At 58.3% G+C, this 14,324-nt stretch carries 9 protein-coding genes; all 9 read left to right on the top strand.

What is annotated here, in order from left to right; all coding sequences use genetic code 11:
* Positions 1 to 191: 191 nt before the first annotated feature.
* The 9 genes from tssH to ACYASU_RS00600 all read left to right on the top strand — a co-directional run bounded on the left by tssH (position 192) and on the right by ACYASU_RS00600 (position 14,313).
* Positions 192 to 2,825: a type VI secretion system ATPase TssH gene (gene tssH / locus ACYASU_RS00560; protein ID WP_463581571.1), complete on the top strand. Its 2,634-nt coding sequence runs from the start codon at positions 192 to 194 to the stop codon at positions 2,823 to 2,825.
* Entirely contained in the window at positions 2,825 to 6,757 is a 3,933-nt protein-coding gene (gene vgrG / locus ACYASU_RS00565) for a type VI secretion system tip protein VgrG (RefSeq protein ID WP_463581572.1), read from the top strand. Before tssH ends, vgrG begins: the two co-directional genes overlap by 1 nt.
* Entirely contained in the window at positions 6,754 to 7,392 is a 639-nt protein-coding gene (locus tag ACYASU_RS00570) for a DUF2931 family protein (RefSeq protein WP_463581573.1), read from the top strand. The genes vgrG and ACYASU_RS00570 overlap by 4 nt, the downstream gene beginning before the upstream one ends.
* 7 nt (positions 7,393 to 7,399) lie before the next feature.
* The gene (locus tag ACYASU_RS00575) at positions 7,400 to 8,128 is read left to right on the top strand and encodes a DUF2931 family protein (protein WP_463581819.1); all 729 of its coding nucleotides are present in this window, start codon (positions 7,400 to 7,402) and stop codon (positions 8,126 to 8,128) included.
* A 254-nt stretch (positions 8,129 to 8,382) separates the two neighbouring features.
* Positions 8,383 to 11,049: a hypothetical protein gene (locus ACYASU_RS00580; RefSeq protein ID WP_463581574.1), complete on the top strand. Its 2,667-nt coding sequence runs from the start codon at positions 8,383 to 8,385 to the stop codon at positions 11,047 to 11,049.
* Entirely contained in the window at positions 11,046 to 11,762 is a 717-nt protein-coding gene (locus ACYASU_RS00585) for a hypothetical protein (protein ID WP_463581575.1), read from the top strand. Before ACYASU_RS00580 ends, ACYASU_RS00585 begins: the two co-directional genes overlap by 4 nt.
* 130 nt (positions 11,763 to 11,892) lie before the next feature.
* Positions 11,893 to 12,618 (top strand): hypothetical protein, encoded by a 726-nt coding sequence (locus ACYASU_RS00590; protein WP_463581576.1) that lies wholly within the window; start codon positions 11,893 to 11,895, stop codon positions 12,616 to 12,618.
* A 205-nt stretch (positions 12,619 to 12,823) separates the two neighbouring features.
* A complete protein-coding gene (locus ACYASU_RS00595; protein ID WP_192172271.1) occupies positions 12,824 to 13,087 on the top strand; it encodes a PAAR domain-containing protein in 264 nt (87 codons plus the stop codon).
* 2 nt (positions 13,088 to 13,089) lie between these two features.
* The gene (locus ACYASU_RS00600; RefSeq protein WP_463581577.1) at positions 13,090 to 14,313 is read left to right on the top strand and encodes a hypothetical protein; all 1,224 of its coding nucleotides are present in this window, start codon (positions 13,090 to 13,092) and stop codon (positions 14,311 to 14,313) included.
* Positions 14,314 to 14,324: the final 11 nt, after the last annotated feature.

The following is a 14,324-nucleotide window of genomic DNA, read 5'->3' on the forward strand; positions in this document are numbered from 1 at the left end:
GCTGCATGGCCGGCAGACAGGCAGCTTTTATGTGCCTGTCTGCCGGCCGCGGTGTGCTGGGTCGAGCGTCCGTTCGCGGTCGCTGCGCCAAGCACATCGGCACGGCACGTGTCCCCAGACAACACAGCGAGGCGTTGACCGGCCAACGGTCGTCGCCGCTCCTTACTCCTTCCGTTCAAGGACGATGACCCATGGCACAGAGCTCCTCCCGTTTGCTTCGCCGCCTCAACCCTTTCTGCGCCCAGGCCCTGAGTGCGGCCGCGACGCTTTGCCAAAGCCGCGGCCACGGCCACATCACCATCGAGCACTGGCTGCTGAAACTGCTGGGGCAGGGCGACGGCGATCTGGTGCTGATCGGCCGGCGTTACGAGTGGGACATCGAAGCGCTGTGGACCGGCTTGCTCGACCACCTCGATCGCCTGCCGCGCAGCGTCCAGGCCAAGCCGCAGCTGTGCGACAAATTGCAGCGGCTGATCAAGAACGCCTGGGTGCGCGCCTCGCTGGACGAGGACAACGAGCAACTGCGTTCGGCCCACGTGCTGGGCGCGCTGATCGAAAGCCCCGACTTGATGGCGTGCGTAGAGGCCTGGCCGTTGCTGAGTTTGAGCGAGGTGCAGTTGCGCCATTTGCTGCCGTTTTTGGACGAGCATTCCGATGAGCGTGCGCAGGCGGGGCAGGGGTTGGATTTTGTTCCCGATCCTGTGCCTGTGGGTTCGGTGATGACTGCTGCGGACAACCCTGTGCTGGCAAGATTTACCCAGGACATCACCGAGAAAGCGCGCAAGGGCGAGATCGACCCCGTGCTGGGCCGTGACGACGAGATTCGTCAGGTCATCGACATCCTCAGCCGTCGGCGCAAGAACAACCCGATTCTGGTGGGCGAGCCGGGCGTCGGCAAAACCGCGCTGGTCGAAGGGCTGGCCCTGCGCATCGTCGAGGGCAACGTGCCGGCCAGCCTGAAACCGGTCGGCGTCCGGACACTGGATCTCGGGCTGTTGCAAGCCGGCGCCGGGGTGAAGGGCGAATTCGAGCAGCGCCTCAAAGACGTGATCGAGGCCGTGCAGCAGGCCGAGCACCCGGTGCTGCTGTTCATCGACGAAGCCCACACGCTGATCGGCGCGGGCAATCAGGCGGGAGGCGCCGATGCCTCCAATCTGCTCAAGCCCGCCCTGGCCCGAGGTGAACTGCGCACCATCGCCGCAACCACCTGGAGCGAATACAAGCAGTACTTCGAGCGCGATCCGGCGCTGGAGCGGCGCTTCCAGACGGTCAAGGTCGACGAGCCGGATGACGCCACGGCGATGATCATGCTGCGCGGGTTGAAGGCCCGCTACGCCAGCCACCACGGCGTACACATCGAGGACGCGGCGATACAGGCTGCAGTCGTGCTGTCGCGCCGTTATCTGCCCGGTCGGCAGTTGCCGGACAAAGCCGTCGACCTGCTCGACACCGCCAGCGCCCGGGTGCGCATGAGCCTGGATTGCGAGCCCCAGGCGCTGATCGCGAGCAAGGCCCGGCAGTCTGCGCTGGAGCAGGAACGTCAGGCGCTGCAAGACGATCGGCGCATTAACAACGGACGCAGCGTCGATGAACGTCTGGCGGCCATCGCCGAGCAGCTGTTATCCCTGAGTGATGAGCTGGCGCGACTGCAGGACCAGCATGCCAACGAACTCGATCTCGCGCAGACCTTGCTCGCGGCCCGCCATGGTGAGGTCTTCGACGCCGACATCTGCGCGGATCTACAGGCCCGGCTCAAGGCGGTTCAGGGCGACGCACCGCTGTTGTCGCTGGACGTCGACGATCGCAGCGTCGCCCAGGTCATCGCCGACTGGACCGGCGTGCCCCTGAGCAGCCTGCTCAAGGACGAACAGGCCAGCCTGCTGACGCTGGAGCAGTCGTTGGCATCCCGCGTCATCGGGCAGGACCGCGCATTGACGGCGCTGGCTCAACGACTGCGCGCTGCGAAAACCGGACTGACTGAAGAAGACTCCCCCCTAGGCGTATTCTTGCTGGTGGGCAGCAGCGGGATCGGCAAGACCGAAACCGCCCTGGCGCTGGCCGACACCCTGTTTGGCGGCGAGAAATCGCTGATCACCCTGAACCTGTCCGAGTACCAGGAAGCCCACACCGTCAGCCAGCTAAAAGGCGCGCCGCCGGGTTACGTCGGCTACGGACAGGGCGGGGTGCTCACCGAAGCGGTGCGCCAGCGACCCTACAGCGTCGTGCTGCTGGATGAAGTGGAAAAGGCCCACCGCGACGTGCTCAACCTGTTTTATCAGGTCTTCGATCGGGGCTTCATGCGCGACGGCGAAGGGCGCGAAATCGACTTCCGCAACACCGTCATCGTCATGACTTCCAACCTGGGGAGCGACCTGCTGCAGGACTACCTGCTGGCGAACCCCGACGCCCTCGACGGCGAAGTGCACGAGCAACTGCGGCCGGTGCTGCGCGAGCACTTTCAGCCGGCGTTGCTGGCGCGTTTTCAGACGCTGATTTACCAGCCGCTGCAGGCGCCTGCGCTCAAACGCATCGTCGCGCTCAAGCTGGGCAAGGTGGCGGAGCGGTTGCGCCGGCATTACGGGCTGGAGTGCCGGATTGATGAGCGCCTGCATGACGCGCTGGTGGAGGCCTGCCTGCTCCCCGACAGCGGCGCGCGGAACATCGACAGCTTGCTCAATCAGCAGATTTTGCCGGTGCTGAGTCAGCAACTGCTGCAGCGCCAGGCCGCGCGATTGGCTACGCGGGGCGTGGTGCTGGGGCACTGCACGGAGGAGGGCATCACCCTTGAGTTCGTCGGAGCCCTGGCTTCGGTGGAGGGTGAATGATGAACGATTCCATTGGGTTGTTTTTCGACCATAGCCGTCACAAGCTGACCGTTCTTAACCTGCCTGTCGCGCTTGATGTGCTGGCGTTTGAGGGTGAAGAACGCCTGAGTCAGCCCTTTCATTACCGGGTGGAATTTACCTCGGTTGATCGGGACATCGGCGCCGAGCGGATGCTCGCGCAGGATGCGCAGTTCAGTCTGCATGCGGCGGCCCACACGTTGCCGATGGCTATTCCTGGCCTGCCGGTGCCTAAGGTTCAGGCGCTGCGGACGCTGCATGGGGTGATTACCGGGTTTAAGCGGCTGTCCGGTTCCGCTGACGAGGCGCGCTATGAAGTGACGCTTGAGCCGCGCTTGGCCTTGCTGGGTCGTGGGCGGCAGTTTCGGATTTATCAGCATCAGTCGGTGCCGCAGATTGTCGAGAGCATCTTGCGGTCACGGCATGATTTTGAGGGGCAGGATTTTCTGTTCACGCTGGTGCGGGAGTATCCGACGCGTGAGCAGGTGATGCAGTACGGCGAGAGTGATCTGGCGTTTATTTCGCGGCTGTTGGCTGAGGTGGGGATCTGGTACCGCTTCACTAACGATGAGCGATTGGGGATTGCGGTCGTCGAGTTTCATGATGATCAGCGGCATTACGTCCGGCCGCGTGTGAGCTTGCCGTTTCGGCCGCAGTCCGGGTTGGGCAGCAGTGGCCAGGATGGGGTTTGGGGGCTGCAAGCCAGTCATGAAGTGGTGGAGAAGAGCGTTCACTTTCGGGCTTATCACCATAGGGATGCTAGTGCGTGGCTGGATGGGGATGTGGACCAGACGCGGGGGGATTCCACGACTTATGGCGAGGCGTATCACTATGCCGAGCCGTACAAGGTGCTTGGCGACAAGCTGGATCAGGATGAGGATTTAGAAGGGGAAAGCGGGTTTTTCTATGGGCGGTTGCGGCATGAGCGGTATCTGAATGGTCAGACGCGGCTGAGTGGGATAAGCAGCAGCGCTTCGTTGGGGTTGGCGCAGGTGCTGGCGATTTCCGGTGGAGCGCCCCAGGCGTTTGAGCCGGGAGCAGTCGTTACAGGATTGAAGCTGCGTGCGGCGCGGGATCGCAGTTTCGAGCTGAGTTTTGAGGCTATTCCGTATTCGGAGAGTGTGTGTTTTCGGCCGCCGTTGCTGGCCAAGCGTGAGATAGCGGGCACTGTTCCGGCTCGTGTCGCCAGCTCGCTGGCCAACGATCCGTATAGCCACATTGATAGTGAAGGTCGTTACAAGGTCAGCTTTCTGTTTGATCGCGACAACTGGAAGCTGGGTGAAGAAAGTCTTTGGTTGCGCATTGCCCGTCCCTATGCCGGCGATACCCACGGCCTGCATCTGCCGTTGATCTGCGGGACCGAGGTGGCTGTTGCCTTTGAGCAGGGCGACCCGGATCGACCCTATATCGCTCACGCGCTTCATGACAGTCGCCATCCCGACCATGTGACGCTGCTGCGCAGCGATTACAAACGCAATGTCCTGCGCACGCCGGCGAACAACAAGCTGCGCATGGAAGACGACCGCGGCAAAGAGCACATCAAACTCAGCACCGAACACAGCGGCAAGAGCCAGCTAAACCTTGGGCATCTGGTCGACAACGAGAAGGATAAGCGCGGTGAAGGCTTTGAGTTGCGCACGGACGGCTGGGGCGCGATTCGGGCCGGGCGTGGGGTGTTTATCAGTGCGGAAGAACAGACCAAGGCGCAGGGTAAACAGCTCGACATGAGCGCGGCGGTCGGTCGATTGCAAAGTGCCGGCGATCAGTTGGAAACAATCTCGGCAGACGCCGCAGTCAGTCAAGCCGACCCCGCCGACGTGCAGGCGCAACTCGATCTGCTGAAACAGGACCTGGACGCGCTCAAATCCTCGGTGCTGCTGCTCAGCGCTCCGGACGGCATTGCCCTGACCAGCGGCAAACATCTGCAACTGGCCGCGCAAGACAACCTGATGCTCAACGCGGGCGGCCACACCGACATCAGCGTGGTCAAGAAACTCTTTATGGGTATCGGCCAGGGCCTGAGCCTGTTCGTCCGCAAGGTCGGCCTGAAGCTAATCTCCAACGAAGGCCCGGTGAGCGTCCAGGCACAGAACAATAATCTGGAATTACTCGCTCGCCGGGGCATAAACATCACCAGCACCGAAGATGAAATTCACATCACGGCGAAGAAGCGGATCGTCCTCAACGCGGGTGGAAGTTACGTGGCGATCGAACAATGCAGTATTGAATCCGGCACCGCCGGCGACTATCTCATCAAAGCCGCGCACTTCGACTTCAGACCGAAAGCCGCGCAGGAGGTTGAACTGCCTGCTTTGCCACCGTTGTTGGATATACCGCCGGAATTGCACGAGTTCTGGCCGAGCTTCAGTGGCGGCAACATTCACTACGAACGGAGCATGATTAAAAATGCTGCGCCAGTTAAACAGCCCGAGCCACTTGAGGAGGAAGAAGAGGAAGAGGAAATCACTGAAGGCATCACCCTGCGCATCGGGTTGTTCTTTGACGGGACCGGGAATAATCAGAGCAATGCGGCGGCGACCGCACAGTGCCGACAATCGGATTTGGACAGTTTCAGCCGTGAAGAGCTGGAGAGTATTGCGGCGACGTGCAAGCAGTATGGGTTTGAGGAGTTTGACGGGAGTGCGTTTAACAGCGCTCCGGATAACAGTTACGGGAATGCGCCGAGTAACGTAGCGTATTTGTATGACTTGTATCCGGATAACAGCAACACTCTGCTCAAGGCAGACCAAAACATCGCCTATTTATCTGTATACATGGAGGGCATCGGTACTCGCAGTGGCGGCAAAGATGACAGGCTGATTGGTCAAGGCCTAGGACAGGGTGAAACTGGGGTAGTGGCTCGCGTCAAACAGGCACCAATATCCATCAAGGACCAGCTCAGCTTTTTTGAAGAAATCAATTCGGGAACTTTGATTCAAAAAGTGGAATTCGATATTTTCGGATTCAGCCGTGGAGCAGCGGCGGCGCGTCATTGTGCAAATGAATTCCTCAAGCCGCAGTGCGGCATATTTGCCGAAGTGCTCAAAGCCGGGAACTTCGGCCTAAGAAACGGTTTTGACTCTTCGGCAGACGTATGCATCAACTTGATAGGCCTGTTCGATACGGTGGCTGCGATCTCGACGCCTATGCGTGGCGACTTCAGTCCCGGCGATGACGTCAATCGAGGCGTAAATCTCTACCTGCCACCCGACTGCGCGCGGCAGGTTATCCAGCTTCAGGCGCTCGACGAGTACCGCGCCGACTTTTCTCTTAATCAAGTGCACCACACGCACCTCCAGATAGGTCTGCCGGGAGCCCACTCCGATGTCGGTGGGGGCTATCTCCCACGAGCGCGAGAAAAGTTGTGGATGACGCGGCCCGGCAAGGCCAGCGTTCCGACCGGTCAAAAGGTTGAATCCCATGCCGCATGGGGCCGTGCAGAGGCGGACGCCAAGGTATTGCGCGAATCAGCCGTGGCCCGTGATGGCTACGTTGCCGTGAAAGCCTGGCCTGCAGCAACCAGTCCTCGCGGCAAAGTTGAGTCGGTCATGCAGGACTACTGGATAACTGTGATCCTTGAGCGCCCCGTGCATGGCGAACTGAGCCTGATTGCATTGCGTGTCATGCGCGAGCTGGGTGTGCGTCATGGAGTGCCGTTCGACGTTATTACCGAGACGGATAAACGCTTCAAGTTACCGGATGAACTCCTGCCTATCGCCAAGCGAATTTTGCAGCGGGTAATGACAGACCGGCTCGTACGACTTGAACCTGCGGAAGAAGCGTTGCTACGAGCGCGTTACATCCACTTGTCCGCGCACTGGACCCCACGAGGCCCCTTCTTACTTAGCAAGCCGGCACCGCTGAATCGTAGGAACGTACATCTCAATCGTCCGCAAGAAGGTTACCCAGAATGAGACGGCTAATTTGTGTAGTCGGTTTGCTGCTGAGCCTTACTGCCTGCGCGAGTGAGCTCAGACTCCCCCCGCGTCCTAAACTGCCGTATCCGGCGTGGTACATAGGGTTGGCCGCGCCAGAGCACATGGAAGTGTGGGTGGAGACCGTAGATGTTTTAGATCAGCGTGGACTTGCATTTTTCCGAGTGCACGGCGGCGTCGCAAGTTATACAGGGAAGGTCGAGGGCTGGCATCAAGGGGGGGGAAAGTCAAAACCCGTAAACAACGTAGATCTGCCTGACCAAATCTTCCTGCGCTGGCAGTCACTCGTTGAGCCGCAGGCTTACAAGCTCAGAATTCACATTCCTCAGTGGGTACGCGCTGAAATGGTTAGGCCAGAGCGGGTCTACTGCCGCGGCTCAAAAGAATGGATAGAGGGTTACCGTTTCGCGGTTGCTCTGGGAATGGCTCCCGGAGGGATCGTGAAAGTGTGGGTGGGTGGGCCATGCCTGGGCTTCAAGGAAGTGGGCCGCTTTCAGGCCCAAGTTGAACCTCGTGGCCCTTATATGAACGATAAAGGGCTTTACTACAGAGCCCCGAATCCAGAGGCACAGGCCTGGATAGACCAACACGGCATCCCCTATGGCAGTTGGTAACCAAGCCATGAGTGCGCCCGAGCACTACCAGTGCACGCAACCGCAGGCGAAATCGCGGCTTGGCTCAAGCGGCTCAGTTGCAGACTTGCTTCTCCGCCTGAAAAGGCTGGTTTGCGCAGCCGGTCTGTCACTAAGCCTCAGCGCCTGCGCGAGCGGCCCAGGATTACCCCCAACCCCCAAGCTGCCGTATCCGGCTTGGTACGTAGGTTTCGCCGCCCCAAAACACATGGAAGTCTGGGTTGAGACCGTTGATGTGCTGGACAAACGTGGACTTGCATTCTTCCGAGTTCACGGCGGCGTCGCCAGTTACACCGGGAAAGTGGAGGGCTGGCACCAAGGGGTGTCGGGCGGGAAACCTATAAATAACGTCGATCTGCCCGACCAGCTATTCCTGCGTTGGCAGTCACTGGTGGAGCCCCAGGCTTACAAGATCAAAATTCAAATACCGCAATGGGTCCGTGATGAGATGGTTCGACCCGAGCGTGTCCTATGCCAGTGGAATAACAAGTGGAAAACCGACTATCGAGAAATGATCACTCTGGGCATGGCAGCCGGCGGGATTGTTAAAGTTTGGGTTGGCGGATCTTGCCTGGGCTTCAAAGAGGTAGGCCGCTTTCAGGCCGAGGTCGAACCTCGCGGCCCTTATCTGAACAATAAGGGGCTGTATTACAGAGCACCAAATCCAGCGGCACAGGCCTGGATTGACCAGCACGGTATTCCCTATGGCAGTTGGTAATTTGGCCATGGGCGTAACAGGCCTTCGTCGCCACCTAACGGCAGGGTCAAGACTTGCCAGCGGGCACCTCAATGTCGTAGCGCGTCCAGTAATTTGCTGTTCAGCCCCAACTGCAATTTACCGAGTGCTCCGGCTTACATCCTTAACGAGCAAGGCCCGGCTCCCCGCCAGGCCCGTCTACTGTCGCGCGCCTGAAAAAGGGCGGATGGACTTCACGGGCGCACCGCGCCGTCATCGCAGGAGCGAATAACGCTATGAATACTCTGTTTGCCCGGCCCTTCGGATTGGAAGAAACCCAGTCTCCGATACTGCCAACGCCGGACACCTTGCCGCCGCGTTCATCTGCCGACGCGCAGCGAGATGCCGACCTACTGCAACCAGTCCAAAACTGGAGCCATCCCTTCCGCGACAAACGCGATGCTCTCCAACAACTGACCCACCTGGCAAATGCTGCGAGCGGCAGCTATCCCCTCGGCAGCAGCGGGCTCTGGCATGGCGGTGTGCATTTTGATGCGGGAACGGCGGGCACGCTGGACCAGTCGAGCGTGCACTGCATCGCGGACGGTGAAGTGGTGACCTATCGCATTGATGAGCAGTCGCCAGACACCACGTATGTCGTCAATAAACAGCCCGTTTCAAAGCCGTTCTCGCGGAATTTCGTGCTGGTGCGGCACCGCTTGCAGCCGCCTGCCATCAAAGGCAGCACGGACACGCCGCCGAGTCTGATTATCTACAGCCTCTACATGCATTTGCGGGATTGGGCGGCGTACGAAAAAGACTCGGCTGTCGTCAGGCCAGGATTCTGGAAATCCGGATCGACCCTTCAAGTTCGCGTCGACGTTAACGACATCCATGGGGACTACCCCGGGCAACGCGGACTGAACGTGCGCAACAAGGCAACCAAGGGCGCGATCATCGGCTGGCTGCCGCGTGGTGCGGAAGTCCAGGTCAGCGGCGAAGGCACTTATCGCAAGCTTGAAAACACCCCCGGCCCCGATCACCTGAAAGACGCCAGCGGTGCGGTGCGAGGTTATGTCTGCGCCGACTTCCTGCGACCCATGGCGGGCGAGCAGCATCGGGTCGTTTCCGAGACGCCCCTGAACGTCCGTGCTCAGCCAATGGTTCGCAAAGGCAACGAGATCGGCACGCTGTATCCAGGCACCGAGGTGACGGTCAGCGGTACGGGCCGGTTTCGCAAGCTGGAGCAGGTCAATCAATACGTGCACTTCGCTTCGTTGCAGAGCGGCGCAGCCGAGCCGGAAGCGCGGGGCAGCGTTGTCGTTCTGGATAAGCCGGTTGCGATCAAGGCCGGTGAACTGATCGGGCACATAGGCCAATATCACGAAGGCGCCGTCGATTACCCGGAGAATCGTCTGCACCTGGAGGTGTTCAGCGCGGGCGACGTGAAAATGTTCCTGGGCCTCAGCCGCGTTTGGGCAGACAAACTGCCCGGCAGCAGCAGGACCTGGCTGAAACTCGTCAAAGGCACTCGCGTAATCGCGCATCAGGGCACCTTCAGCAGCAAAAAACCGCCGACGTTGAAGGCGGCAGGCACGTTCAGCGCTGCGCAATTGTTGCTTCCCAAAAGTTTGCTCGACGGTTTGCCGGCCGAGCGAAAAATCGCGGTGCCTGCCAGTGGCGACAGCAAAGCGTGCAACTGGTATCGCCTGGACGGGCTGCTGCACGACGCCGACAACAACCTGCTCGACGGTTGGGTGCGTGAAGAAGTGGGCGTGACGCCGTGGCTGAGTCCGTGGTCGTGGGAGGGTTACGAGACCTTGGCAGACTACGATTCGCCGCGGAGCATGCTCGCCTCTTTTATGCGTGAAGCAGGGCGTTTCAACGAGGACGAGGTCACCCGCCATGGCGCGGCGGCTGACAAAGCCGACCAAGGCCCGATCAAAAAGCGTCTGTTCGACATCATTGACCGTAACCGCGACGGCAAACTGAGCGGCAGCGAGATACAAGCCGCACTGAGATTGCCAGCCCACGCGCAGTCGATTTCCCAACTGATTGTTCGCTACCAAAGCGAATGGCATCACGTCCCGGGCAAGTGGGATGCGCTGGACGATTTGCTGGGGCATGGCGGCTCGACGCCTGACCTGAACTGGTTGGCGGAGAAGGAGCGGATCAAGGCGATGAGTTGGTGGGCCGAGGTGGCCGGGCGGCTTGGGTTGCCTGTAGATGGGAAAGTCCATCATCTGCATCCGGTGGGGCTGATCGGGTGTTTTGAGAAGACAGGTGGGCTAATAGATGTCGAAGCATTTTTAACGTTGTATGCCGCGGAACACACTTGCTTCGCTCCGGGCACGCCTGCGCTTACGGCGGGCTCAAGAGAAAATCTGCGCAGGACCGTCTTGGCGATCAACAAGTACTACGAGGAATCGACCGACGTCGCGAGCGTGTACGAGGTTGCTTATATGTTGGCAACGGTCAGACATGAAACCTATCACTGGCCGTCACGCGAGTTTTTCAGCGAAAAACCTGAGATTGGAGAGCTTTCTTACTTTAATAAGTACGACCCTGTACTTGCTCCTAACCCAGGCCAGCGAGCGGAAGCTGTGAAATACGGAAATACCAGTAAGGGCGATGGGTTTAAATATCGAGGGCGCGGTTGTGTGCATCTAACATGGAAGACTAATTATCGAGAGTTTTCTGATTTGCGAGGCATCGATTATGTCGCTGATCCGGATGCGGCGGCTAAATTCGAGCATTCAGTGCCTATTATGATCATTGGTATGACCAAAGGGCTTTTTACAGGGAGGAAACTCTCTTATTATTTCAAAGGTGATACGCGCGACTATTTATATGCTAGGCAAATTATTAATAAGATGGATAAAGCAGCGTTGATTGCTTCCTACGCAGAGCGCTTTGAAAAAATACTACAGCAGTCATCAAGACTGTCGGGAAAGCTATTATGAAAATTGAGCGCGCAACACTGATGTTCATGTGTTTGTCAATGTCTACTGGGCTAAGCGCGGATTTTTCCTTATCATCTAGTGCCGATAATACGACCTTAACAGCGCGTGTGGATGGTCATGAATTTAAGTACCCGGATATTATTGGTGACCAAGATGGTCTCTGGACGACGGACGGGCTGATCAATAATGCGCCCGCGCTCTACGTTTTGGGTAGAGATAGCTATTACTACACTTTAAAAACGCATGCAGGGGGTGTGCATATTGACTGTGGGTATGCCGATGCCAGAAATTCCACAAATGGGGCCAGAGTGCTTGCTGGTATGTGCGGGCTCGATGAGAGAATTATCGAAGACTTTCAGGTCATCGCTCAAAACTACTCAAACGACTGGCAAGACTCTGTCTACGGATTCGACACATGGCCAATGATCAGCAATAAAACCAGCGGAGACTTTCTTCTGGGAAAAATTGGCAAGGTTGAGGTATACGATCGATATGCCTCCATGGATGATCTGTTGAATGCAACGCCCGAGAAATACGTGAAAACGTCGTCGGGCTGTTATTACTTCAAACAAAAGCTGGCCTTCCTAGTGTTTAACAAGCCTCGGCCGGATAATCCTGTATATCTAGATGTCATCCGCTCTCATGATCCGTTTTTGTTAGATCGGTTAACAGAAGCCACATTAAAAAAAATGGCCGTCAGAAAGTGCCGTTAACAGGAACGGCACTCAGGCATTGACGCGTGCAAATAAAGACAGTTGCGGCTAGCAACTAATTGATCCCGATGCACGGGACCTTTTAAAAAGAAAATTAAAGCAGTCACGAAGGCTGTCCGGAGAAATCGCTATGAAAATCGTGAAGGTGTTACTGGGGCTTATGTGCCTGTCGATGGCAACCGGGGTGAACGCAGCCTTTTCAATTTCTTCCAACGACAAAGATGGAACCCTGACAGCACATGTTAGCGGTCAGGAGTTTCAATATCCCAATATTGTCGGCGATCGATATGGCTTATCGACAGGCGTAAAGCTCATCAATAATGCGCCCGCGCTGTTCGCTTTCGGAAGAGACAGTTATTACTACACTTTAAAAGCAGATGCGCGCGGTGCGTATATCGATTGCGCGTATGCCGATGGCAGAAACTCGAGAAATGGCGCTGGAGTGCTTGCGGGGATGTGCGGTCTCAATGCAAAGATCGACGAAGACTCTCAGAGCATTGCACAGGAGCTCGCTAATACTTGGATGCATTCAGTCTACGCATTCGACACATGGCCAATGATCAGCAATAAAACTAGCGGAGACTTTCTCCTGGGAAAAATTGGCAAGGTTGAGGTATACGATCGATATGCCTCCATGGATGATCTGTCGAATGCAAAGCCCGAGAAATACGTGAAAACGTCGTCGGGCTGTTATTACTTCAAACAAAAGCTGGCCTTTTTGGTATTTAACAAGCCTCAGCCGGATAAGCCGGTATATCTAGATGTCATCCGCTCTCATGATCCGTTTTTATTAGATCGGTTAACAGAAGCCAAACTGACAAAAATGGCCGTCAATAGATGCCGTAAATCCAAATAAAACCTGGGTGCGGGCGCACGAGCAAGCGCTACCCATAGGCAGTTTTCAGAGGCATCTAAAAACTCCTGAAGGACTACCAAACGCACGTTCTGAAGGGCTTTTCCTGCAATGCACTTTTTTGTGCAAAGCACTGTTACGTCCCCGACCTCTATGAAGTTGGGTGGATTCGATCAACTTTTATTTCTGCCATCAAGAGACAAACATCATGAAAAACATCATCCGCATAGGCGACACACACACCGGAGGCGGCCAGGTGCTTTCGGGTTCCGGGGTCATGAAATTCGGCGGCATTGGCGTCGCCCGGCTGAACGATCCTGTCTTTTGTCCGCTGCCCGGGCATGGCCCGACGTTCGTGGCCGAAGGGCACGCCGCCTTCAATGACAACGGTATTCCGGTTGCCTTTCACGGCCATCGCTGCGCATGCGGATGCCTGTTGATTTCGTCCATGCCACAAGCGAGCGCACGTTAGTCATGCCGGTCAGACTGGATCAAGTGCCGCCCGTTGCTCAGCGACCCGGTCGGCCCCGGGTGTGGCTGTGGATTGGCGCACTCGTCTTGCTGGTCATGGCAGGCCTGGTCGCGCAGGCGCTGCTGATCCCGGCAGCGGAGGAGGGCCGGCCAATCATCCTGGGGCCGGCGGTGTCTTTGTCGGCCATGATCTGGGCTGCCGTTGCCGGGTTAAGGGCGATGATCTTCGCCGGCCAACAGCGCTCGGCCGACGGCTGGGATGAGGTGCGGGAAGAGGACCTGGCTCAGCGGATCAGCTGTGGTCGCCGCTCGCTTGACGTATTGGGCGCAAGCCTGCACACCGCGTTGCGAGCGCCGGACTCGGATACACACCCTCTGCTCGATCTGATGCTCGGGGACGAACCCGCCATCAAATCCCAGGTAACAAGACTTGGCGGTGTGGCACGTCACAGTCGCTTGCCCGGGGATGTAGCCGAAGCGGCTGAGGATGTGCTGGATGGGGCCTTGCGCAGAGTGCTCGGTGATCTGGCACCTGCATTGGCGCAATTCCCACAAGACAGCCCGATTGCGTTGCTGCTTACGGTTGAGACCAGTGTACCCGAGGAAACGCTTCAAGACATCTGGAAACAGGCGTGGCAACAGTCAGGCATCCGGCACGCCCCAGTGCCCGTTGCCGAAACAGGCATGGTCGCTGTCGACCAATGGCTCGACCAACGCGCTGCGGACCAGAGCCCACTGATGGTCATCGCGCTGCAGATCGCCCCCTCGAACGCCGATGCAACGGCTGAGGCCGCCGTCGGGCTGCTGCTTGCAAACCCCACGAACCATAGCGGTGTGACGACGCTTGCCTGCCTTCACCGTCCTGAACGGGAACGCGAGCAAGACGACACCTCATTGATCCGGGCAATGCGTCAAGCGCTGGACTGGGTGCCGCTGCAGCCCGAGCAGGTCGGTCAGGTCTGGCGCGCAGGTGTCGATGGGGCGCGCAACGCCACAATTGCTGCACAGATCCCAGCGGCCCTGCCGACGGCGGACGTTAAACCGGAGCTGATCGATCTCGACGCGTTGCTGGGCCACGCCGGACCTGCCGCGCCGTGGCTGGCCATCGCCGCCGCTGCGCTGAATCTGCAGCACGAAGCCAAACCTCAATTTGTTTTGTCCGGGGAGGGTTCGGGTGAAACCGCACTCTGGGGCATGGTCTTGACGCCCGTCCCCGCGCGTCCCTAGCAGGAGCTTTT

This window comes from Pseudomonas sp. HP_12, assembly GCF_055283955.1.